Source organism: Pantoea sp. EKM20T (assembly GCF_011800485.1).
Classification (GTDB): Bacteria; Pseudomonadota; Gammaproteobacteria; order Enterobacterales; family Enterobacteriaceae; genus Pantoea; species Pantoea agglomerans.
The window spans coordinates 16,119-38,103 of sequence record NZ_JAALFW010000019.1 but is presented as its reverse complement, the minus strand read 5'-3'; the positions used below and the strand labels follow the sequence as shown (position 1 = coordinate 38,103).

Here is a 21,985-nt window from a genome sequence, read left to right as displayed (position 1 = left end):
TGTCGCGCGCAGGCCCTGTTTTTTCAGCCGGAGGGGGGAGTCAGGTATAGAGCGGAATGTGTGCGGGTTAATGACTGTTATGAGCGAAAAAAGGGGCGTATTACCCACTTCTGAAACGTTTACGCGAGGGCAGGCAGTATCTTATTTATCATGTAATTTCTTCGTCTTAATTAATCCGCCAACGAATAACATTTTGTCCAGTTGTAGTTAACCCTCGCCAGTTTTAATTCTCCATCTACATCCCCAAAATTAATGGTCTGACGTTCAAAAATAAACTCACGCACGGGTGCAGGTAAAAAATCAGCGCCGTAGCGCAGAATCGTGCTGTGCCAGAAGGGTGCCGGTAATGGGCTGCCGGTATGACGCATCAGCAACTCATTTTTCCAGTGCGAATCCAGAACTTTTTCGCAGAATGAGTGGCGCATGGCTCCCGAACTATCAGGGATCCCCGCAAGCAATAACTGACTGGGCAATGCAACTAACCGCAGATCTCTGATAACAATTTTTATCCCATCAAATCCGCTCCAGATATTCGTCAATTCATCGATTTTTTCGGGCAATGGCTCGTTTTCGTTATAGAGCGGCAGAGTCAGGGGCAGGAAGGTAAAATGGAAACCCTGTGTGGGCAGAATATCGGCAAGGGGATCATCCTTTGTGAGCTGCTGTAATTCACAAATAAGACGTGAGACATCAAAGGTCACCGGCGGCTGAATGCCCGCTGCAAGAGCCAGCCTTACAGGATCGTAGTAATTCCCCTCTTTAACAGCCCCAATTCCTGCATTTTCCGACCAGATGGAGAGGGTGTTCTCGTTGGCAGAGCGATACAAGCTTTCCAGATTTATCGATTTCATTACAGACCTTTTGCACTGGTATGAACAGAGGCGATTCGTCATCCATGCGATTTCAGCCCATAACTGTTCAGAAGTATCCCTGTGGCTAATCGTGAACACATTACCATACGCTCAACGCCTGCTCTGGCATAAAGCGGACATGTGCGGTGCCGGGTTTGCCTGAAAAGCATTGCGACCTTCCCGCTCTGCCCCTAAACGGACAACCAGAGGACAGATCAGGACAACAGATGCCTGACGTATAGAATCGATCAACTCTCTCTGATATTGATGATGTCGATGGCGTTAAATCACTTCTGTTGAGAGAGCTAAAATGAATTTTTATTGCAGTAAGGAATTTACCGGTTCGAAGGCCTGGGACTCACAACATATTGCCAGCTTCGATAATGTCAGCGTGAAACTTCACTGGACCGATCAGCCTTATAAGTGGCACATCAACGATGGTCAGGAGGTTTTTGCTGTCATGGATGGGTGTGTTGAAATGCAATATAAGGAGCAGGGCGAAGTTAAAAGCCGTGTACTCAACGCTGGTGATATTTTTATGCCAGTGAAGGGACAGAGCATATTGCGCGTCCACAGGGCGTCGCCCGCGTGCTGGTGATTGAAAAAGAGGGATCGGTTTAATTAAGTTGTGATTCATTATCTGGCTGAGCCATCCAGCCAGTGACAAAACGGGCGATCTCTTCTCCCAGATTGAGAAGAAAGGCGTCGCGTGATGGGTGGGTGTCAGTGATATGCGGCGGCAGGATGTTCATGAAGGTAAAATGCCCGGCATCTTTAACCACGCAAAGTTCTGTCTCAGTTCGATTATCTAATTCTTCTTTGATGAACAGCGCTTGCGATGGCGGTGTCAGGGTGTCTTTCTCGCCAGTCCAGATCCTGACAGGTACTTTCACGGAGGCAAGGGCCGAGGGTGCTCTGAAAAAATCCGCAGGTGGCGCTAACAGCACCAGTTGATTCAAATCCTGTATGCCTGCATATGTCACCTTCTCTCCGGTGCGAGTCCAGGCCTTCGCCCCGGCGTGCATCAACAGAATCACGGTGCCGAGTGAGTGTCCGATGCCGGTAATCGAGGCATAATGGTGACAAAACGCATCGCGGGCGAGGACAAGCCTTTGGCTGCGTTGCAGTAAGTCAGCCTTTGAGGGCGTGGAAGAGGTTAACCGTTCGAAATGGGGCGCTACCACTGAAATACCATTGCGGCTAAAGGTCTGCAGAAGCTCAAGATGACGCAATGGACTTCCGCCAGCACCTGCTGCAAAAAGGATGCACTGGCTGGCCTCATTCACCTTCAATAACGTGACGTCAAAATTCCTGTCGGCATGCCTGATGACAGAGGTTTCCGCCCTGGTGTTGTTAATCATAAAGCCGACTCCCCGCTAAAAGGTCAGTCTGGAGATACTAACCCGTTCCCGGTGAAACGATAAATTTCAGTCCGCTTCTGGCTCCAGACTACCGTTACGCAAGGCGCCAGCAGCAGATCAAGGATCGGTTATTCATACTCTGGCCTCAGGCCACCAATCTGTCCGCGCTTATTGCGTCGCCTCTGCCCATAATGCCGCCTGCACAGCAGGGCGCACACTGATATTTGCTCTGTATGCCACCAGCGCAGGCCAGCGATCCAGTTCAATGCTGAAGAACTTACACCAGCCCAGTACGGTGAAAAGGTAGGCGTCAGCAATGCTGAATGACGGCCCCATCAGAAACGCTTTTTCGGCGAGCGTATCCTGCAGAAAGTCGAACCGCCGGAAGAGCTTTTCACGAAACAGTGACAGGACAGCGTCGGGCAGTGCCTGGTTAAACAACAGAGCGGAACCCGCGTGGATTTCACTGGTAATGAAGTTCAGCCACTCCTGCAGTCGAACACGCGCCCAGCTGCCTGCTGGCGGTGCCAGCCCGCTTTCCGGCCTCAGGTCGGCGAGGTACTGCACAATCGCCGGCCCTTCAGTCAGTATCTGCCCGTCGTCCAGTTCCAGTGCAGCAACATAGCCCTTGGGGTTGATAAGGCGAAAGTCGCGTCCGTCAGAGGTGAGCTTGCTCCTGTTATCCACTTTAACCAGCTCAAACTCCAGTGCGAGTTCACGCAGCACGATATGGGGTGACAGCGAACAGGTATCCGGGGCGTAATAAAGTTTCATGTCTTCTCCGTTAACATTGAAAGCGATGTGAGATTCTCTTTGTCGTTACGGAACAGACTGTGCTTAACGCAGAGGATTCTGTAAAATTAATGCTCCAATAATTAACTATTAGCTGGGCTACTGATAACCATGATGAATCTTCTGCACTGGCGCTTGCTGGTGGCGGTGGCCGATGCCAGTAATATTTCGCGTGCTGCTGAAACGACAGGCATGACACAGTCCGGTGCCAGTCAGGCTATCGCCCAGTTAGAATCGTCACTCGGGTTCGCGGTATTCGTGCGTGAGCGCCGGCACATCGGTGTTACCGCGCTGGGAGAACAGGTCATTGAACATGCCAGAATTATGCTGTCGCAGCTCAGCGCGATCCGCGTGCTGGCTGATGAGAGCCGGGGTTTAAAGGGCGGACGAATTCGGCTTGCCAGCTTTCCCTCTGTGACGTCCACACTCCTGCCTGGGCTGTTGCGTAACTTCAGGCGTCTGCATCCGGGCATGGAGGTGTTGGTGCTGGAAGGGACGGATGAAGAAGTTGAGGAGTGGCTTGCAGCGGACACCGTTGAACTGGGGGTGGTAATGAACCCCACACCCGGACGTGCTGATGTGATACTGGGACAGGACGCATGGGTCGCCGTCATGCCAGCCAGCGCTCCGCACATCGGTCAGTCAGGCGCGAACGGTATAACCCTGCAGGAACTGGCAGACCAGCCCTTTGTGCTTGCAACAGGCGGATGCGTCGTTAATGGCAAAAGCCTGATGGAACAGTCAGGATTCCACCTCTCTGACGTGCGCGTAAAGGTCCGCGACTGGATCAGCGCCTGCATGCTGGTGCGTGAAGGTATGGGTGTCGCGCTGGTGCCGGAATCAGCCCTGCCAGCGGAACGTCGCGGCCTGTCAGTGATGCCGGTCATCCCGCCTCTGCACCGTGAATTCGGGCTGGTCTGTTCGCCTTCCGGAAAAGCTTCTGGCGTGACGCAGGCACTCCTGAACGGGCTACGTAAAGGACAGGGTAATATCTCCGGATAATCCCACTGCACCGCTGACTTTATCTGCCGTTACCCGATCATAAACAGCAGAATGGCTGGCTGGGAAAGAGAGGTCTGCAGACTCTCCCGACCGCGATCCTTTCTCAACTCGCGTCTTAACGCTTTGCCGCATAGGGTGATCGGGGCGAATAACGGTTTTATGGCGTGGCGGAACACGCCTGAATCATCGGGATGGCTCAGAATTCGCGTAACTGGTCGAACAGCTGATACAACCGCGGCTGATCCACAAGCGTGGCGCCTTGCTCGCCCAGTTTCTGCTCCAGCGGGTTCAGAACATCGCACAGCACACTGTAGATCTCCTCACGCTCGACCGTCTCAATCGCCTTTGAACGCCGGTCGATGAGATTAAAGGCTTCGGTGTAGGCGGTTACGGCGGCGGTTAACAGGCTCGCCACATCCATGCTGCTATCGATGTTGATCGTGGCAGCCCGCAGGTTTTTGTAAGCCAGCGCTGCTTTTTTGGCATAAGTGGCCGAAATATGTTCGCGTCCATCCCAGTCCCGGAACGGATTGTGCAGATTCTCAGCCAGCCATTCCGGCTTGCGTGCTTTACTCAGCGAGAGATCCAACCCCTGAGTTGTCGCCTTTTTATAAGCGGCTCTGACAGAGCTGACCACGTCAAGCGGGACGCTGGTCATCCACAGGCATGAGAGATTGGGCAACGCTTCTGGTGAGGGAAAGTCAGCCGCGCTGAAGCCAAACAGGTCGAAGAAAGTCAGCATCTGCAACTGTGGCAGTGCGGCAATACGATGCATATTGCTGGCTACGCCGGGATTTCCCCAGATGCGCAGCTCAGTCAAACAGGTAAAGCGCTCAACGACTGGTGCCAGGTCAATCTCTTTAACGCCTGTCAATGACAATGCCCTGAGCCGGTCAATACCCTGCAGCACAGGCAAAGTCTGCGAACATTGCAGGCACAGATTGCGTCCCTCCTGATCAGCCTCTACCTGAAAGCCTGAAGAAGGCGTTGCGGTGAGTGACAGCAGGGAGAGATCAGGATTCAGACGCACGCAGCTGACGCCTTCAGGGTGCAGAATAAAACGCGACAAACGAGTCGCCCCGACATCGATTTCGCTGACGACAGCGGATTGCCAGTGCAGCTCATTAATGAAGTCATGCTGCTGTATATAGGCCATCAGTTCCGGGGTGCCATGGCGGGTTTCGATGGTCATCAGGCAGGGCAGGCGATCCAGTTCAGAGAGATCGGTCAGGGTTTGCAGGAGGTGGTCATTGATACGGGTGGTGTCCTGGCGAAGTGTCTGGCCGCCGACAACCACGTTGGGCGCGCCTGAAGCAGCCTTGAACCGCGCACGGCTGGCCGGGTCGATCTTCTCCCAGTTTCGCTGTCGAACAAGACTGTCTCCCACGTCCCAGCCGAACTTGTAGGCGTTTACTTCCTGATCTGCCAGCGGCGGCAGGTTGGCAATTAATACATGTCCCGGTGGGACATTGGCAGAGACATAACCGTGATCGAAGCTGTCTTTGACAAAATAGTAGCTACAGCGCAAAGGCTGCATACGGCTGGCTTCCGCCCTGTCAGGCAAATGATCACCTGCCCAGTCGAGCTGGAGTATGGCTGCAAGGACTTTGCCTCTGGCATTAGCAGGCTGCTGGAGGTGTGTCACCTGACAGGCGACGTACTGCTGCAACTGCGGGGAATACACGCTGTAGATATCGCCGACCTTTGCTTGCACTCTCACTCCTCTCAGTCAAAATCTGATATAGCGCGCATCCTGCTCAGGGGTGCGCTTTGCCACGGATCTCAGATCCATCCAGCACACTAGCCTGGCATAACGTTTTAACGAAATGCTGGCGCGTGAACATTTTTATTTTTTTTTCGCGGCAGGTGACAGCGTCAGTCGGGTTGCACGCAGCAGCCCGACTGACGAAGCCTGCCCGGAGGCATGCGGGGCAGGTATTCAGCTTACAGGCGGTTACCGGCCTCAACCAGTTCGTTATAGGATTTTAAAACACGCATCGGTGAACCCGATACCATCCAGCCTGAATTGCCGCTTCCTTTCAGCAGACTCTGCTCACCCGTGCTGTAAGGTGTTTTATCGCGAATCCGACGCATGCGATCCTTGCAGTCTTTCAGGAAGGTTCCGGCATTATCCTGGAAGATGGACCAGGTTAATGGCTTGCCCGCTTCGCTGGCCGTTGCCTTTTCTGCCTCACTCAGCAGCGTACTGTAAGCATCAATCGCTTTTGTCATCTCTGTCACGTCGGGAGCGGAAGAGGTAAACAGGGTCGCCAGCGGTTTGGCCTGTGTGACTAATGCCAGGCGGTAGTAGCGACTATGACGGCCCTCAGACTTTTCAATTTCAACGAGTTGCGCAGCAACAACCTCATTGTTCTCTTTTTCAACTTCAGCACCGAACTGGTCGCTGGATTTCATAAAGCTGTTAAACGCCTTCATGAGCGGCGGATGCATTTGCTTGCCTTTCGCGAAGCCATCATCCTTATAATCTTCCTGACTGTAGTAAAGATGAGCCTGCGAAACCAGTGGCTGCAATGTCGTTAAATCCGCCAGATACTGTGTTGCTGCAGCATCCAGCGCCGGTAACGTCGGTTTAGCCTTCGATGCCTGGTTGATGGCTTTAGTGCAGCTCTCCAGTTCATAAGGCGTGACCTCGCCCAGTACGTTGACGCTGCGCTCTTTGCCGGTTGGCCCCTTTTCAGCATTCGCCATCCAGCTCACATAGCGCAGGGCACTATCGCGAACCGATCCATCCGTAGTGTTAAAGCAACCCACATAGGCGTTTAATTTTGTGGTGAGTTGCGCAGCGCTATCCTCCGCAACAGCCTGGGGTTGACTCTGAGGGGCGGGTTTTGCATCCGCTTTGTCACTGTTGTCACATGCTGCCAACGGCAGCACAAGGGCAGTCAACAGCATCCCGGGTATCATGGCCCTGCTTGCTCTTTTAAACACAATCGTTCCTTTATTTATGTGGTCAGAAATAGAGATTGAAAATTAATGTTCGCATTGGCTCCCTTTTCAGCTGCGAGGAGGGAGCCGATGACAAACGGGTTATGCGCTTTGCGTCGCTGCCGCCGTTTCTTCTTTCAGCAACGCCCTGACTGTCTGATGACGATGCCAGTAATAGCCGAGGGTGTTTTTAAAGGCTTCAATCTCCTTTTTCAGGCCCGGCAGAGGGATCTCACTGCGTTTTTTTCCCTGCGAGTTTGGCTGCACATGTTGCACGTAGAGCTTATCCCGGCCGAAGCTACGAATGACGTTGATGTTTTTAACGTTATCCCACTCCAGCACTTCGCCGGTTTTCGGCGACACGATGCCCTGCCAGGTGATGACGATCTGCGAGCCATCTTTCAGGGTATAAGGAACATTGGGGAAATGCTTCAGCACCAGCGCGGTTTCCATTTCACCGTCAGGCTGATAGCGCCAGGCCAGGCTCTCTTCATGCACAGAAGAGAAGTCGCGCTCATATTTCTGCCACAACTGCTGTTCAATCTCGTTGGCAACCGGCATCAGATCGACCCAGCTCTGGGCCGGGAAATCGGCGGCGATCGCTGCATAGTCAGCTTCGTTAATCTCATACCCTACGTTGCGCATCCTTTCCGCCAGCGGCGGGTGTGAATCAAACGGGTGCGGCACATTCTGCTCACGGATGACGCTGATAAAGTCCGGAGAGGCGACATGTTCTGGCAGACCGGCAGCAATAGCTTTACTGATCCCCAGTTCATTTTCGTGCAGCGTCTGATTATTAAAGAAGTTTCGTTCAACTTCATTCCGGTAGCTGGCATACGCAGATACTTTGATCAGTGATTCGATAATCGCGGCCGGGGAGACCAGCGTTGATGCATTGCGATCCGCGACAAACTCACGTTCACGGCTGTTACGCTGCCACGCCAGTTCAAAAAGCATGCGATAAAGATAGAGCGGATAGAAGACGATCAGCGTGGCCACATTCTGACCCATCAGCTGCATATAGAGATCAAACCGATGCAGTTTCGGTCCCAGTAATGCGCCGGAGGCGGTGTCGCCTTCATGCAGGTGGGTCAGCTCATGGACCATCACGCCATCAGCCTGCGCAACGGTGAGCTGACGCAGGAGCGGAATACTGACATAGAGCTTACGGCCGGTGAGCGGATTCCCATTCACGTTCAGCGGAGCTTCGGTCACGTAGAAGTTGGTGTCGATACCCGCAACAATATGATCGGGTGGCGTGGTGCCCACTCTGGCGGCGAGCATATCAATCTGTGACCAGAGTGCCGGTGCCGCTTCGCGGGTCACGACTTCGCCTTCAATACTCTCTTCCGGTGGGAGTTTTTTGAAGATGCCTTTAATCATGTAATACATACCGGCCAGCACCAGCAGTCCTACTGCCATCACCAGTTTGGGATAGTAGGTTTGCGTGAAGAAGGCGGTGCCCCAGAATGAGAGCCATACCAGCATGCCGCCCTGCACCATGACTTCCAGCGAACAGGCCAGCATCAGGAACTTGCGGGCCAGCGCCAGACTGATAACCTGTCCCTGGCGGCTTTTAAAGGCCAGCGCACTGAACAACAGCACCATCAGCAGGACAGCGCCGCTGCCGATCAGCGTCCAGAATGCCACTTTATCCATCATGTAGAACTGCCACAGTTCGGAGTGCGGTTCGCAGACGGCGTTTTTGTAATCCTGCAGATTTTCATCTACCGGACCGCAGACACTGGAAGGCGGGTTCTGCTGCAGAAACGCCTGTAGTTTGTCCGTATCCTGATGTTGTTCCCGCGCATCGTCCATGAAGAACTGCGTGTATTGCTGATCAAGTTGTTTGTTGCCATATTCAGCAAAAAACAGGGTAATGACAGGGACGAGAAACAGTGTGAACAGCAGCCAGAAAAATACCTTTAGATAACCCTTTTTCAATTCCGTTAATGTATTCAAAATAATAACATCCTGCATGTCTATGAAAGGGAGAAGCTGCTGCTATCAGGAAATTCCGAAAAGAATATCCTGGCCCCGGTTAAACGGTGCGGAAACATTTATGCGAGCTTCACGATATTATAATTATTGCAGAGCGATTATAAGCCAGTCTGAAGCCGTTTTGAAAAGGTATAGCCGGATATTTTGGGCGATTTTTTCCTTTTCCGTCAGGTTATTTTTCTGGCGGCTTCCGGTGGTTCTGCCACGACAGCACTAATTTGAGTTAGTGCTCATCACTTATTCTGTCCGATCTCCTGACCGAGGGCTAATCCCCGCCATCTGTCTGCATCCGATACACCATAATCCTATATTTTACCATCAGAGCGGTGCGAAAAAATTACCAGCGCATCCCTTTGAAGGGATTCCAGCCTTTATCGCCTTTTTTCTCTTTCAGGTAATAACTGTAATTGGTGCTCATGCCGTACAGGGCATTAAAGCCATAGCCCAGGCCAACCTGAAGATACCGTGGAAATTCCATGCCCGCTATCGCTAAGGCGATGATCAAAATAGTATAAACAACTACCATAATTAAAATCAGCATGATGTTCTTCTTCCACAGGCCGAGTACGAACAGATAAATCGGGCCGAAAAGGAAGGCAATTAAATTCATGTTCACTTTTAATTTTTGCCTGAAAGGCAGTTGTTTCAATGCCTGTCTGAAGCCTGGTGTACTGGGAGCACCATGAAGGTCGAAAAAATCAAAGCGGGTCTGCCATTTCGCACTGTACTCTTTAGTTGCGTTTACTTTATTATGATTTTCAATAGGTTGATTCATGGTTGCCTCAATATCCTGCGCAGAAAACTACAGAGACCGACACTGTTTCAGACGGATGACAGCCGCATGGATGGTGCTCATCGACCGCCAGAACAGCGCATACGAATTTTAAAAACAGGGTAGCCGTGTTAATTTGCACGAAAATAATATCGGTACGGTACAAATAGCCATGCTACACCCTGGGTGCGCTATTAGCTGCACGGGTGCCGGATTCAGGTTAAACAACAATATTTGAAAATAAATCCATCAGAATCAGTAATGTGAAAATTGCACAGGCCGGACATCTCCTGGGCTGGATGTAATTGATATTAGCACCAAAGAAAATATCGCCACAATGATAAAAATATGTTAATTTTCAAAAAAAATATTCCTCGTTCCTCACACCTTAGAAGGATATAAAGATGATCGCATGGAGCGGAGTGGGTTTTTTCGTCGCAGTATTAATTTCTGCCGCCTACCTCTTGTGTAAATGGCTGTTAGATATTTATTACTACGACGGTTTCTTTGTCGCCCATCTATGGGCGACAGGGGCTACGCTGATCGTTTCTGCCCTTTTTTGTGCGGCCTTTGTCTGGGTGCTTCGGCAGGAAAAATGGCTGGACTCCCTTGCACAAGCAACGAAAAGCCAGCCAATGATGGCCCCTGAAAAAACCCACAACTTCTTTTTTATTCCCGTTCTCTACTGGCCGATTATTCTGTTTCTGCTCGGCTCAGGGATCTGTATTTACGACCTGACCCGATAACACTTCACATCACTGATACAGGCCATACTGATGCTGTATCAGCGAAATGGAAATATCATCAATACGAAGGAGTTCATGGTGAAATTAAGAAAATCATTAAACATTATGGGTGTGATCTGCCTGGCAACTGCCATCGGGGCTACTTCTCTGATGGCATCAGCCGCTGAGACAGCACCAGCTGCAAACACGCAGACTCAGACGATCTCTTTGCTGGATGGCAAACAGACGTTCAAACTGCAGGGCTATGAAAAGCAGCCTGTGCCGGGCGGCGGACCAGGCACCATGTATGTGAACAAGCAGGAAAAACGCGTATTGATTATTGGCGAAGAAGAGATTCCATTGATTGCGCGCGGTGGCAGTGACGCTGATTTTCTTGAAGGCGGGAAGTCTATCAAAGACAAGCAGAAGCAGGCTTCACCTTCTTATACGGTGATCAGTGAGAAAACTGAAAATACCAACGGTTTGCCGGTCTATCATATTGAAGCCACCGACAAAATGGGTGGCAACGATGTGCAACAGGCGACGCTGCTGGCGGTCGCCAACAAGAAATTCACCGTTATTCAGGTGATTTCAAACCACAAAGACAAGGCTGGCCACCTGAAAGCAGTAAACAATATCCTCGGTAAGTAAGGCCTCAGTCGATAAGCCCGGTTAGCTGATCGACCCGGATAAGGGGTTGCCGGTGGGGTTCATGAGTTTACTCAGAACTCACCTGCAATGCCTTGTCTGAACAATGCTCAGGCTGACGCGTCTGCGCGTCATCACGGCTTGCCCGCAAACCCCTTTCCTGACCTCTTTCTTCAGGCGTTATGCCAGGCCTGAAAACAGAAAAGGCCGTCTCCGGCCTCTCGTTAACTTTATGCAAACATCTACTTCAGGCTGCGCGAACCTGCGGCATCGCTATATCCGCGCTGATACGAGCACCTTCAGCATCAAATACCATGCAATGGTGCGGATGGAAGGTTGGGCGCAGCGTCTGATAAGGACGGAAATGCACATCGCCGGGCAGCAGCATCTTGAAGCCGTCGTGGCCGTGGCTCTGACCAAACAGATAGGTATTGTTGCCGAGTCGCTCAACCACTTCGCAGTGGAAGTTGATATTCAGTGGCGCATCGCCGTTGATCTGCAACTGCTCCGGCCGGATACCCAGCGTGATCTCATCACCAGGCTGCAACTGGCGGATGGGCGAGGGGAGCTGCAGCCGATGTTCGCCGTCATTGATCAGGGCGACAAGGCCAGCAGGGCCGCACTGCTCCACGCGCGCAGGCAGGAAGTTCATCTTAGGTGAGCCGATAAAACCGGCGACAAAGCGGTTAATCGGGTTGTAATAGAGCGCCATCGGTGAACCCACCTGTTCAACCTTGCCGTAGTTCATGACCACAATCTTATCGGCCAGCGTCATTGCTTCCGTCTGATCGTGCGTCACATAGACCATGGTGGTTTTCAGCTCCTGGTGCAGCTTCGCAATGTGCAGCCGCATATCGACACGCAGCTCCGCATCCAGGTTCGATAAGGGCTCATCAAACATAAACACCCGGGGATTACGCACGATTGCGCGACCAATGGCGACACGCTGACGCTGACCGCCGGAAAGCTGCTTTGGTTTACGATCCAGCAGATGCGCAAGCTGTAGCGTCTTCGCCACCATCTCTACCTGATGCTGAATCTGCGCTTTCGGCACGCCGTTCACCTTCAGTCCGTAACCGATATTTTCCGCCACCGTCATATGCGGGTAAAGCGCATAAGACTGAAACACCATTGCCACTCCGCGGTGCGAGGGTGCGACATCATTCATGATCTCATCACCAATCAAAATCTCACCGTCACTGATCTCTTCCAGCCCGGCGATCAGCCGCAGCAGTGTGGATTTACCGCAGCCTGACGGACCGACGAAGACCGCAAACTCACCGGCCTCAATATCAAGCGCGATATTTTTCAGCGTTTCTGTTTTACCAAAGCGTTTGGTGACGTTTCTCAATCTGATGCTGGACATGCTGATCCTCATGGCAAGGGATTTGGCGGCTGAAATGTATGACGTATAACAGTTTGTCTTTTTACACGTCAGCCCTGATGGTGCCTGCGCTGACTATATCGCTCCGCCAGAGTGCGCCCTACCGCTGATTTTGATTTCTGTAATAGCGATCACACATTGATGCGAACGGGCTGGAGCGCGGTACGCATTCCGCGTAGCGTATGGCTCAAATGCGATACGTTACTCACACTGCATATGCTCAATAATTCCTTGTTCAGCATGTGCCTGAAAAAAAATATCAGCAAATGACAGCTTAAAATGTCATACCTTCACATGAGGCCAGTAATGAAAATCAAAATCAGCGTTACGCTACTTCTTTCCGCATTGATGCTTAATCAATCCGCCTGGGCCGCTCAGCAACTTACCGTCTGGGAAGACATTAAAAAATCAGACGGCATCAAAACGGCGATCGCCGATTTTCAGAAACAGTTCGGCGTTGAAGTAAAAGTTCAGGAGATGCCGTTTGCACAGCAGATTGAGAAGCTGCGTCTGGATGGCCCGGCGGGTATTGGCCCGGATGTCCTGGTGATCCCTAATGACCAGCTCGGTAGCGCGGTCGTACAGGGATTACTGGCACCGCTGAAAATAGATGCAGCAGAGCAGAGCGCTTACACCCCCTCAGCAATGGCGGCTTTCACACAGAACAGTGTGGTCTACGGCGTACCCAAAGCGGTGGAAACGCTGGTGCTGATCTACAACAAAGATCTGCTGCCGTCGCCGCTGAAAACGCTGGAGGAATACCGTGCCTTCTCCCAGAAGCAGCGTGAGGCGAAGCAGTATGGCCTGCTCGCTAAGTTTGACCAGATTTATTACAGCTGGGGCGTGATGGCTCCGATGGGCTCTTACATCTTTGGCAAAGACGCCAAAGGCGCCATTAACACTCAGGATATTGGTCTGAACACCCCAGGCAGCGTGGAAGCGGTGACTTATCTCAAGCGCTTCTTCAGTGAAGGATTGTTGCCAGGCGGCATCATGGGCGACAACGGCCTCAACGCCATCGACTCGCTGTTTACCGAGAAGAAAGCGGCGGCGGTGATCAATGGGCCGTGGGCATTCCAGCCCTATCAGGCTGCCGGAATCAACTATGGCGTGGCACCGCTGCCGCTGCTGCCTAATGGCAAGCCGATGAGCTCCTTCCTGGGCGTCAAAGGCTATGTGGTCTCTACCTGGAGTAAAGATCAGGCGCTGGCGCAGAAGTTCCTCACCTTCATCAACCAGCCGCAGTACGTGAAAGAGCGTTATCAGAAAACCCAGGAGATCCCACCGGTCACCGCGCTGATGAACGATCCGATTATCAAAGATGATGAGAAGGCCAACGCGGTCGCGGTGCAGGCGGCGCGTGCGTCAGCGATGCCTGGCGTGCCGGAAATGCAGGAAGTGTGGGGGCCAGCCAATGCTGCGCTGGAGCTGAGCGTATCCGGCAAGCAGGAGCCAAAAGCGGCACTGGATAATGCAGTGAAGCAGATCACCATGCAGATTGAAGCGATGCAGGCCAGCAACCAGTAATGCAGGTTCACGGGATAACCGTACAGGATAAGGATCAGGGTGTGGCTATATCTTCCGATGAAAATCTGGTGACGGCTAAGCGTCCGCGTCGTCATGCGACCACCGGTGCGCTGTTGGCACTGCTGCCTGGCTTCGGCCAGTTTTACCACCGCCAGTGGGCTAAAGGGCTCTGTTTTCTGATTTTGCTCAGCAGTTTTACCGGCGTCTTCCACGATTTTCTGCGTGAGGGATTCTGGGGGCTCTATACGCTGGGCGAATCGGTGCCGCGTGATAACTCCATTTTTCTGCTGGCAGAGGGCATTATCAGCGTACTGATTGCCGCCTTCGGCGTGGCGGTCTGGGGAGTGTCAATGCGCGACGCCTGGGTCAATGGCGTCAGGCGCGACAAGGGCCAGAAGCTGAACAGCGTGCGCCAGCAGTATCAGTTACTGCTGCGCGATGGCTTCCCCTATCTGATGATTTCGCCAGGCTTTATTCTGCTGGTGTTTGTAGTGGTGTTTCCGATTCTGTTCGGTTTCGCCATCGCCTTCACCAACTACAACCTCTATCACACGCCTCCGGCGAAGCTGGTGGACTGGGTGGGGTTCAAAAACTTCATCAACATTTTTACTCTGTCGATCTGGCGCTCCACCTTCTTTGATGTGCTGCAATGGACGGTTGTCTGGACACTGCTCGCTACCACGCTGCAGTGCACCGTGGGCGTCATGCTGGCGATTCTGGTCAATCAGAAGGACCTGCGCTTTAAGCCGCTGATCCGCACCATCTTTATCCTGCCGTGGGCGGTGCCGGGCTTCGTCACCATTCTGGTCTTCGCCGGAATGTTCAACGACAGCTTTGGGGTGATCAACAACGCTATTCTCGACTTCTTTGGCATTGCACCTAAAGCGTGGATGACCGATCCATTCTGGACCAAAACCGCGCTGATTATGATGCAGACCTGGCTCGGTTTCCCGTTTGTGTTTGCGATGACTACCGGCGTCCTGCAGGCGATCCCTGACGATCTCTATGAGGCGGCGATCATGGACGGTGCCAGCGCCTGGACGCGGCTGAAAACCATCACGCTGCCGCTGGTGCTCTACGCCATTGCGCCGATCATCATCACGCAATACACCTTCAACTTTAATAATTTCAACATCATCTATCTGTTTAACAACGGCGGTCCGGCGGTGGCGGGGTCGAATGCCGGAGGAACCGATATCCTGGTGTCGTGGATCTACAAGCTCACCATGTCTTCGTCGCAATATGCTATCGCCGCCACTATCACCATTTTGCTGTCGATTTTCGTGGTAGGTCTGGCGCTGTGGCAGTTCCGCGCGACCCGGTCGTTTAAACAAGATGAGATGGCGTAAGGAATCAGTTATGGCGAAGTCCGGCAGTATTAAACGCGAAAGGTGGATACGCCTGTCGCTGACCTGGCTGGTGGTACTGGCCGTCTCGGCCATCATTATCTATCCGCTGGTCTGGACAGTAGGAGCATCACTGAATGCAGGTAACAGCCTGCTCAGCAGTTCGATCATTCCGGAGAATGCGTCGCTGCAGCACTACCGCGACCTGTTCAATGGCACGGTGCCTTACCTGACGTGGTACTGGAATTCGATGAAAATCAGTTTCCTGACCATGGTGCTGACGTTGATCAGTGTCAGCTGTACCGCCTACGCTTTTTCCCGTTTTCGGTTCAAGGGGCGGCAGAACGGACTAATGCTGTTTCTGTTGTTACAGATGATCCCGCAGTTTTCGGCGCTGATCGCGATTTTCGTGCTGTCGCAGCTGCTGGGGTTGATCAACAGCCATCTGGCGCTGGTGCTTATCTACGTTGGCGGGATGATCCCGATGAACACCTGGCTGATGAAGGGTTATCTCGACTCGATTCCCAAAGATCTGGATGAGTCAGCGCGCATGGACGGTGCAGGCAACTTCCGCATCTTTGTTGAGATCATTATGCCGCTGTCGAAGCCGATCCTGGCGGTAGTGGCGCTGTTCTCCTTCACCGGCCCGCTGGGTGATTTCATCCTCTCCAGCACCATTCTGCGAACGCCAGAGCAGTTCACGCTGCCGATTGGCCTCTATAACCTGGTGTCGCAAAAAATGGGCGCCAGCTACACCACATATGCCGCCGGTGCTGTGCTGATCGCCGTGCCGGTGGCGGTGTTCTATCTGGCCCTGCAGAAATACTTCGTTTCTGGCCTGGCCTCAGGCAGTACTAAAGGATAAATCATGACGCCAAAAACATTGATTCTCGCCCTGGCACTGGCCTGGGCGACACCGCTGCTCGCCGCCGATCAGCCTGTCATCGGCTCTGCCGCGCCGTGGCCAGCCGATTTTATCAAAGGTGCGGATATCTCATCGCTGGCTGAACTGGAGAAGCAGGGTGCGAAATTCTACAACGCAGATAACCAGCAGCAGGATGCCATCGCCATCCTGAAAGCCAGCGGCATCAACACCATACGGCTGCGGCTGTGGGTGGATCCCCGCGACGGCAGCGGTCAGACCTACGGTGGTGGCGGCAACGATCTGACGACCACGCTGGCGCTGGCGAAGCGCGTAAAAGCGGCGGGCCTGAAGCTACTGCTGGATATCCACTACAGCGACTTCTGGACAGACCCAGGCAAGCAGTTCAAGCCCAAAGCCTGGCAGTCGCTGCCTTTTCCGCAGCTGGAAACCCAGGTTCATGACTATACCCGCGACACCATCGCCCGTTTCAAAGCGGACGGTGTGATGCCGGATATCGTGCAGATTGGCAATGAACTTAACGGTGGCATGCTCTGGCCGGAAGGCAAAAGCTGGGGCCAGAACGGCGGTGAGTTTGATCGGCTGGCCGGTCTGCTGAAAGCCGGGATCAGCGGGGTGCGTGAGAATCTCAGCGACCCGCATCAGGTGAAGATCATGCTGCACCTGGCTGAGGGCACAAAGAACGACATGTTCCGCTGGTGGTTCGACGAGATCGTTAAGCGTGATGTGCCATTCGATGTGATTGGCCTGTCGATGTACACCTACTGGAACGGCCCCATCAGCGCCCTGAAAGCCAACATGGATGATATCTCCCGGCGCTATGACAAAGACGTGATGGTGGTGGAAGCGGCCTACGGCTACACGCTGGAAAACTGCGATAGCGCGGAGAACAGTTTCCAGGCCAAAGAGGAGCAGGCGGGCGGCTATCCCGGCAGCGTAGCAGGCCAGGCGGCTTATCTGCACGATCTGATCAAAGCGGTGCTGGCGGTGCCGGACCATCGCGGCAAGGGCGTGGTCTACTGGGAACCGGCGTGGATCCCTGCGCCCGGCAATACCTGGGCGACGCCCGCTGGCATGAAATATATCCACGACGAATGGAAACAGGGTAACGCCCGCGAAAACCAGGCGCTGTTTGACTGTCACGGCAAGGCGCTGCCTTCGCTGCAGGTTTTTCATTAACCATTAGCGCAAATGCTGATGTCTACCTCTGAGGAACAGGTATGAATAAATTTCCCCCGCTCAGCGCACGGGTTAACCGGCTGCTGCATGGTGCTGACTACAATCCCGAACAGTGGGTGCACCAGCCGGGCATTATTGATGACGACGTCATGATGATGAAGCAGGCGAACTGCAACGTTATGTCGGTGGGTATTTTCAGCTGGGCGAAGCTGGAGCCGGAAGAGGGGCGCTATGAATTTGGCTGGCTGGATGAGGTGATTGATACGCTCTGGCTGCAGGGGATATCCGTGTTTCTTGCTACCCCGAGCGGGGCCAGACCAGCCTGGATGTCGCAGGCGTATCCGGAGGTGCTGCGTGTGGGGCGCGATCGCGTGCCGGCTCTGCATGGTGGTCGTCATAACCACTGCATGACCTCGCCGGTGTATCGCCAGAAAGTGCAGGCGATGAACAGCCGGCTGGCGGCGCGTTATGCGCATCATCCGGCGGTGCTCGGCTGGCATATTTCCAATGAGTATGGCGGAGAATGTCATTGTGATCGCTGTCAGCAGGCGTTTCGCAGCTGGTTGCAGCGCCGATATGAGACGCTGGAGAACCTGAATCTCGCCTGGTGGAGTGATTTCTGGAGTCATACCTACAGCGACTGGTCACAGATTGTGTCGCCAGCGCCACAGGGTGAGATGTCGATTCACGGTCTGAATCTGGACTGGCGGCGGTTTATGACGGATCAGGTTACTGACTTCTGTCGTGAGGAGATTAAACCGCTGAAGCAGGCCAATCCCGATCTGCCTGCGACCACCAATTTTATGGAATATTTCTACGACTACGATTACTGGAAGCTGGCACCGGCGCTCGATTTTATCTCCTGGGATAGCTACCCGATGTGGCATAACGAGAAGGATGAGACCACGCTCGCCTGTTATACCGCGATGTACCACGATTTGATGCGCACCCTGAAGCAGGGCAAGCCTTTCGTGTTGATGGAGTCGACGCCGAGCGCCACCAACTGGCAGCCGACCAGCAAGCTGAAGAAGCCGGGGATGCATATTCTGTCGTCACTGCAGGCGGTGGCCCATGGTGCGGACGCGGTGCAATATTTTCAGTGGCGCAAGAGCCGGGGTTCTGTCGAGAAGTTTCATGGCGCGGTAGTCGATCATGTGGGTCATCTTGATACGCGCACCGGTCGTGAGGTGAGTAAGCTGGGCCGGATGCTGGCCGCAATGACGCCGGTGATGGGCAGCCGGGTTGAGGCGCGGGTGGCGATTATTTTCGACTGGGAGAGTCGCTGGGCGATGGATAATGCGCAGGGGCCGCGCAATCTCGGACTGCATTATGAGCGCACAGTGAACGAGCACTATCGTGCTTTCTGGGAGCAGGGCGTGGCGGTGGATGTGATTAACGGCGACTGCGATCTCAGTGGTTACGATCTGGTGATTGCGCCGATGCTGTATATGGTGCGGGATGGTTTTGCGGCGCGGGTGGAGCAGCATCTTGAGCGGGGCGGGCATTTCGTTGCCAGCTACTGGAGCGGCATCGTGAATGAGAGCGATCTGTGTTATCCCGGTGGCTTCCCGGGGCCGTTGCGGCCGTTGCTTGGCATCTGGTCAGAAGAGATCGATAGTCTGACTGATGAGGAGTTTAATGGTGTACGCGGGGTGCGCGGCAATGAGCTGGGTCTGAGCGGGCCTTATCAGGCGCGAGAGCTTTGCGAGCATATTCATCTGGAAGGGGCAACGGCGCTGGCCAGCTATGAGAGCGATTTTTATGCCGGTACCCCGGCGGTGACGGTGAATCGCGTGGGTCAGGGCAAAGCCTGGTATATCGCATCGCGTAATGATCTGTCGTTCCAGCGGGATTTTTATGGTGCGTTGATTAAGCAGCTGGCGTTGCCACGCGCTCTGGCGATTGATCTGCCACCGGGTGTGGTCGTTCAGCGGCGCACTGATGGCGAACAGGCGTTTCTTTTTGTGCAGAATTTTACCGGTCAGGTGCAGCAGCTGTCGTTGCCTGCTGGGCTCAGCGATTTGATCGATGGCTCGGTTGTGGGGGAATCGCTGGTGCTGGCGCCGTGGGGATGTCGCGTTCTGAGTGTGATGCTAACTGAAGGCACAAGCCTTTAAAGTTAGTTGAATGCCGCTCGATGGCAGGGTGAGGGTTAGCTCAGGGTGCAAATGCCCACATCGCTTAGAGTCTGGGCGTTGTTTGTGGCAGGAGGTTGCCGGAACTGTTGATATGGAGCAGCTTGATTAAGTTTGCTGGCAGTCTGAGCACTGGCTCAGGGGGCATATGCCTTCCGCAAAGACGCAAAAGATGGCATTCCTGCCAGCTCAGCACGGGCCATCCCTGGCCCGTGATGCTTTGCTCCAGGCATATGCCCCCATCGCTTTGAGTTTGGGCATTGTCTGTGGCAGGAGGGTGCGGGAACTGTGGATAATGAGCAGGTTTGGTTAAATTTGTTGGCAGGCTGAGCTTTGAGCATGAGAGTTGTGTGTGGGAAGTTCTGCCGTGGCTTTAATTGCGGACTTTGTGGCGGAGGAATAGGGTTTGAGGGCAGGAAGAGTGTATTTTCTGTGAGTGCCCTGAAGCTATTCCCCCTCGTTTTCGTTTATCAGTCGTGAGTGGCGGGCAGCAGCCCGCCTTTTTATTATCTGGAGGAGAACAACATGGTGAGTCTGAAATCGTTTAAGCAATATTTCAGTCGGCAGCCGCTGACGGCGGAAGAGGTTGAGATTGACAGTGCGCTGCTGGAGCGTCTTGTAGAGTGCTTCGGCGGGCGTGAAAATATTCAGCAGGTGGACGCCTGTTTAACCCGGCTGCGGGTGAAAGTGACATCGCTGAGAGCGGTAGATACGGCAGGATTACAGAAGGCGGGGGCGATTGGCGTGGTGATTCTGGGGCAGGAAGTTCATGCCATCTTTGGTACGCAATCCGACCAGCTGCGTCAGTTGCTGGAAGCCCGATTCTTTAAGCCGCTTCAGCCGGAGTAAAAAAAATGGATAACCGTCGCCGGTTATCCAAATAAGCCCCTGCATAAGAGCTTAACAATGATCACAATGAGGAGACTGCTTGGTTACCACCAGGCTTCGACCTGTACGCCGAAGTTCCAGGTGTTGTTACTGGTGTTGTCCTGGAAACTGTGTCCGTCTTCTGAGTCATTCAGGTAAGAGGCAAACAGACGCAGTTCCGGGCGTGACATAAATTCGGGACCGGCTGCGAGACCCAGCGCCAGCGTATATTTCTGACCCGCCTGTTTATAGTCGCTGCCCACTTTGTTCTCATCTTTCTGCCAGAAACTACCCACTTCGCCGATGCCGCGGACATATTGCGTGAACTGATACTGACCTCGACCCACCAGCGACAGCAGGGTGCTTTTGCTGGTCTGCGCGGTGACGTCATCCGCTGAACCCCAGGTTAAGACCTGATTCAGGGAGAACTTGTCGGTGATCGGCAGCAGGCCGGTATTGATTACGCGGTATCCGGTGGCATCGCGGGTATCGTTCCACATGTCATACCAGCCACCGCCCTGTGAAATCATATTTTGTGCCAGGCCTTTGTTAGCGTACTGGAACACCAGTTTCTGATAGCCGCCCCACATATCCTGACTGATTTCACTGGTGAGCATAACGCCGTTTCCCGCATCATACAGGCCACCATACTCTTCCTGCTTTTTGGTGGTGTTCGGCATGGCGTAATCAATACCAAACTCGGTCCAGGCGCCGCTCCACGGTTTCCAGCCAGCATACCGAAGATCGAGGTAGTTAATGTTGACGTCGTTATCGCCATCCACCCGGTAATCGACGTCATTGGCATCGCCACGGATCCAGGCAAAGGAGATCGCGCCCGGGCCCAGAGTGTAATTTTCGATACCCGCACCGGAGCCGGAGATATTCCAGTATTTGGTATCAATGATGTGCAAATCGTGACGCTGGTAGTAACGTTTACCGCCCCAGATCACCGCATTCTTGTCACCCGGCACCAGCCCTTTGATCTGCAGATTAAGCTGACGCAAACCAAACTGCGCATCGTCACCGAAGGTGGTTTCGTTATCGTTAGAACCGTCGGAGAACATGCTGACCATGGTGTCGACGTAAAAACTGACGTCATCCTTTTTGTAGACTTCGCTGCCCAGCTCAACCTCGCCGTAGGTGTCAGCTTCGTTGCCGAGACGGCCAATCTTGTTCTTTTGATACTCTTCAATACCGCCATCCTGCGATACGCCAACGCCACCACGCAGATAGCCATGGAAATCAATGTTGTCGATAGCAGCATAGAGCGTCGGGGAGGTCAGGGCCGCAGCAAGCGCCACAGCAGCAGTACGTAACCTTGTTTCCATGTTATCCTCAATTTTATTTGTAATACGTTCACATGACAGCGGCAGTTAACGCTTTTTGTCAGATGAGTGACAAACAAAATCGCGATAATGTGTGATGCAGTGCAAATAAAGTGGCGGTATTTGTAACGATTAGTGAATCAGATCACCAAATCTCGTGATGTGAAGGTATGACTTTTACTTTTTATTTGCGCAATGTGACTGCGGTAACCTGGCTTATTCGGCTGCTGTGATACCATTC

Annotated in this window: 18 protein-coding genes and 1 pseudogene; 10 read left to right on the top strand and 9 right to left on the bottom strand. The window is 53.3% G+C overall.

The window, feature by feature from the left end:
- Positions 1 to 170: 170 nt before the first annotated feature.
- Positions 171 to 851 carry a hypothetical protein gene (locus HFD94_RS21595; protein WP_122890048.1) on the bottom strand — a complete coding sequence of 227 codons (681 nt, stop codon included), beginning with the start codon at positions 849 to 851 and terminating at the stop codon, positions 171 to 173.
- Between the two features lie 310 nt (positions 852 to 1,161).
- Here HFD94_RS21595 and HFD94_RS21590 point away from each other — a divergent pair.
- A pseudogene (locus HFD94_RS21590) lies at positions 1,162 to 1,472 on the top strand (cupin).
- Here HFD94_RS21590 and HFD94_RS21585 read toward each other — a convergent pair.
- Together HFD94_RS21585 and gstA are read right to left on the bottom strand one after the other, a co-directional pair.
- Positions 1,469 to 2,212 carry an alpha/beta fold hydrolase gene (locus HFD94_RS21585; protein WP_122890049.1) on the bottom strand — a complete coding sequence of 248 codons (744 nt, stop codon included), beginning with the start codon at positions 2,210 to 2,212 and terminating at the stop codon, positions 1,469 to 1,471. The pseudogene HFD94_RS21590 and the gene HFD94_RS21585 overlap by 4 nt on opposite strands.
- 168 nt (positions 2,213 to 2,380) lie before the next feature.
- Positions 2,381 to 2,986, bottom strand: coding sequence for a glutathione transferase GstA (gstA, locus tag HFD94_RS21580; protein WP_033773722.1), 606 nt, complete (start codon positions 2,984 to 2,986; stop codon positions 2,381 to 2,383).
- A gap of 129 nt (positions 2,987 to 3,115) precedes the next feature.
- Here gstA and HFD94_RS21575 point away from each other — a divergent pair, with 129 nt between their 5' ends.
- The gene (locus HFD94_RS21575) at positions 3,116 to 4,006 is read left to right on the top strand and encodes a LysR family transcriptional regulator (RefSeq protein ID WP_181955371.1); all 891 of its coding nucleotides are present in this window, start codon (positions 3,116 to 3,118) and stop codon (positions 4,004 to 4,006) included.
- Between the two features lie 196 nt (positions 4,007 to 4,202).
- On the opposite strand, the gene HFD94_RS21570 is transcribed toward HFD94_RS21575, so the two are convergent.
- The 4 genes from HFD94_RS21570 to HFD94_RS21555 all read right to left on the bottom strand — a co-directional run bounded on the left by HFD94_RS21570 (position 4,203) and on the right by HFD94_RS21555 (position 9,728).
- Positions 4,203 to 5,720 carry a hypothetical protein gene (locus tag HFD94_RS21570; RefSeq protein WP_122890051.1) on the bottom strand — a complete coding sequence of 506 codons (1,518 nt, stop codon included), beginning with the start codon at positions 5,718 to 5,720 and terminating at the stop codon, positions 4,203 to 4,205.
- A gap of 230 nt (positions 5,721 to 5,950) precedes the next feature.
- Positions 5,951 to 6,919, bottom strand: coding sequence for a YiiG family protein (locus HFD94_RS21565; RefSeq protein WP_122890078.1), 969 nt, complete (start codon positions 6,917 to 6,919; stop codon positions 5,951 to 5,953).
- Between the two features lie 135 nt (positions 6,920 to 7,054).
- Positions 7,055 to 8,932 carry a M48 family metallopeptidase gene (locus tag HFD94_RS21560; protein WP_010670647.1) on the bottom strand — a complete coding sequence of 626 codons (1,878 nt, stop codon included), beginning with the start codon at positions 8,930 to 8,932 and terminating at the stop codon, positions 7,055 to 7,057.
- Positions 8,933 to 9,290: 358 nt separating this feature from the next.
- Positions 9,291 to 9,728, bottom strand: coding sequence for a DUF2628 domain-containing protein (locus HFD94_RS21555; protein WP_060678963.1), 438 nt, complete (start codon positions 9,726 to 9,728; stop codon positions 9,291 to 9,293).
- A gap of 401 nt (positions 9,729 to 10,129) precedes the next feature.
- Between HFD94_RS21555 and HFD94_RS21550 the strand changes: the two genes are divergently transcribed.
- Together HFD94_RS21550 and HFD94_RS21545 are read left to right on the top strand one after the other, a co-directional pair.
- On the top strand, positions 10,130 to 10,471 hold the full coding sequence (locus HFD94_RS21550) for a hypothetical protein (RefSeq protein ID WP_010259779.1): 342 nt from the start codon (positions 10,130 to 10,132) through the stop codon (positions 10,469 to 10,471).
- Positions 10,472 to 10,501: 30 nt separating this feature from the next.
- Positions 10,502 to 11,101: a hypothetical protein gene (locus tag HFD94_RS21545; protein ID WP_167433539.1), complete on the top strand. Its 600-nt coding sequence runs from the start codon at positions 10,502 to 10,504 to the stop codon at positions 11,099 to 11,101.
- 244 nt (positions 11,102 to 11,345) lie between these two features.
- Here the strand turns inward: HFD94_RS21545 and HFD94_RS21540 are convergent, their stop codons facing one another.
- Complete coding sequence (locus tag HFD94_RS21540; protein WP_010259154.1) at positions 11,346 to 12,464, bottom strand: ABC transporter ATP-binding protein; 1,119 nt, start codon at positions 12,462 to 12,464, stop codon at positions 11,346 to 11,348.
- A gap of 324 nt (positions 12,465 to 12,788) precedes the next feature.
- Between HFD94_RS21540 and HFD94_RS21535 the strand changes: the two genes are divergently transcribed.
- The 6 genes from HFD94_RS21535 to HFD94_RS21510 all read left to right on the top strand — a co-directional run bounded on the left by HFD94_RS21535 (position 12,789) and on the right by HFD94_RS21510 (position 20,401).
- Positions 12,789 to 14,009, top strand: coding sequence for an extracellular solute-binding protein (locus tag HFD94_RS21535; protein WP_010670651.1), 1,221 nt, complete (start codon positions 12,789 to 12,791; stop codon positions 14,007 to 14,009).
- A 41-nt stretch (positions 14,010 to 14,050) separates the two neighbouring features.
- The gene (locus tag HFD94_RS21530; RefSeq protein WP_029519279.1) at positions 14,051 to 15,358 is read left to right on the top strand and encodes a carbohydrate ABC transporter permease; all 1,308 of its coding nucleotides are present in this window, start codon (positions 14,051 to 14,053) and stop codon (positions 15,356 to 15,358) included.
- 10 nt (positions 15,359 to 15,368) lie between these two features.
- Entirely contained in the window at positions 15,369 to 16,220 is an 852-nt protein-coding gene (locus HFD94_RS21525) for a sugar ABC transporter permease (RefSeq protein ID WP_010259151.1), read from the top strand.
- Positions 16,221 to 16,223: 3 nt separating this feature from the next.
- Positions 16,224 to 17,417 carry a glycosyl hydrolase 53 family protein gene (locus HFD94_RS21520; RefSeq protein ID WP_122890055.1) on the top strand — a complete coding sequence of 398 codons (1,194 nt, stop codon included), beginning with the start codon at positions 16,224 to 16,226 and terminating at the stop codon, positions 17,415 to 17,417.
- 41 nt (positions 17,418 to 17,458) lie between these two features.
- Positions 17,459 to 19,534, top strand: coding sequence for a beta-galactosidase (locus HFD94_RS21515; RefSeq protein ID WP_122890056.1), 2,076 nt, complete (start codon positions 17,459 to 17,461; stop codon positions 19,532 to 19,534).
- 543 nt (positions 19,535 to 20,077) lie between these two features.
- Positions 20,078 to 20,401, top strand: a complete 324-nt coding sequence (locus HFD94_RS21510) for a glucose PTS transporter subunit EIIB (RefSeq protein ID WP_010259145.1) — start codon at positions 20,078 to 20,080, stop codon at positions 20,399 to 20,401.
- 83 nt (positions 20,402 to 20,484) lie between these two features.
- On the opposite strand, the gene HFD94_RS21505 is transcribed toward HFD94_RS21510, so the two are convergent.
- Positions 20,485 to 21,747 (bottom strand): maltoporin, encoded by a 1,263-nt coding sequence (locus HFD94_RS21505; protein ID WP_122890057.1) that lies wholly within the window; start codon positions 21,745 to 21,747, stop codon positions 20,485 to 20,487.
- Between the last annotated feature and the right edge of the window lie 238 nt (positions 21,748 to 21,985).

Bases quoted from the DNA above. Each gene is read 5' to 3' on its own strand.
- HFD94_RS21595 (WP_122890048.1), bottom strand. From the start codon at position 851: ATGAAATCGATAAATCTGGAAAGCTTGTATCGCTCTGCCAACGAGAAC.
- HFD94_RS21535 (WP_010670651.1), top strand. From the start codon at position 12,789: ATGAAAATCAAAATCAGCGTTACGCTACTTCTTTCCGCATTGATGCTT.
- HFD94_RS21540 (WP_010259154.1), bottom strand. From the start codon at position 12,464: ATGTCCAGCATCAGATTGAGAAACGTCACCAAACGCTTTGGTAAAACA.
- HFD94_RS21560 (WP_010670647.1), bottom strand. From the start codon at position 8,932: ATGCAGGATGTTATTATTTTGAATACATTAACGGAATTGAAAAAGGGT.
- HFD94_RS21510 (WP_010259145.1), top strand. From the start codon at position 20,078: ATGGTGAGTCTGAAATCGTTTAAGCAATATTTCAGTCGGCAGCCGCTG.
- HFD94_RS21550 (WP_010259779.1), top strand. From the start codon at position 10,130: ATGATCGCATGGAGCGGAGTGGGTTTTTTCGTCGCAGTATTAATTTCT.
- gstA (WP_033773722.1), bottom strand. From the start codon at position 2,986: ATGAAACTTTATTACGCCCCGGATACCTGTTCGCTGTCACCCCATATC.
- HFD94_RS21555 (WP_060678963.1), bottom strand. From the start codon at position 9,728: ATGAATCAACCTATTGAAAATCATAATAAAGTAAACGCAACTAAAGAG.
- HFD94_RS21505 (WP_122890057.1), bottom strand. From the start codon at position 21,747: ATGGAAACAAGGTTACGTACTGCTGCTGTGGCGCTTGCTGCGGCCCTG.
- HFD94_RS21515 (WP_122890056.1), top strand. From the start codon at position 17,459: ATGAATAAATTTCCCCCGCTCAGCGCACGGGTTAACCGGCTGCTGCAT.
- HFD94_RS21525 (WP_010259151.1), top strand. From the start codon at position 15,369: ATGGCGAAGTCCGGCAGTATTAAACGCGAAAGGTGGATACGCCTGTCG.
- HFD94_RS21545 (WP_167433539.1), top strand. From the start codon at position 10,502: ATGCTGTATCAGCGAAATGGAAATATCATCAATACGAAGGAGTTCATG.
- HFD94_RS21575 (WP_181955371.1), top strand. From the start codon at position 3,116: ATGATGAATCTTCTGCACTGGCGCTTGCTGGTGGCGGTGGCCGATGCC.
- HFD94_RS21520 (WP_122890055.1), top strand. From the start codon at position 16,224: ATGACGCCAAAAACATTGATTCTCGCCCTGGCACTGGCCTGGGCGACA.
- HFD94_RS21565 (WP_122890078.1), bottom strand. From the start codon at position 6,919: ATGCTGTTGACTGCCCTTGTGCTGCCGTTGGCAGCATGTGACAACAGT.
- HFD94_RS21585 (WP_122890049.1), bottom strand. From the start codon at position 2,212: ATGATTAACAACACCAGGGCGGAAACCTCTGTCATCAGGCATGCCGAC.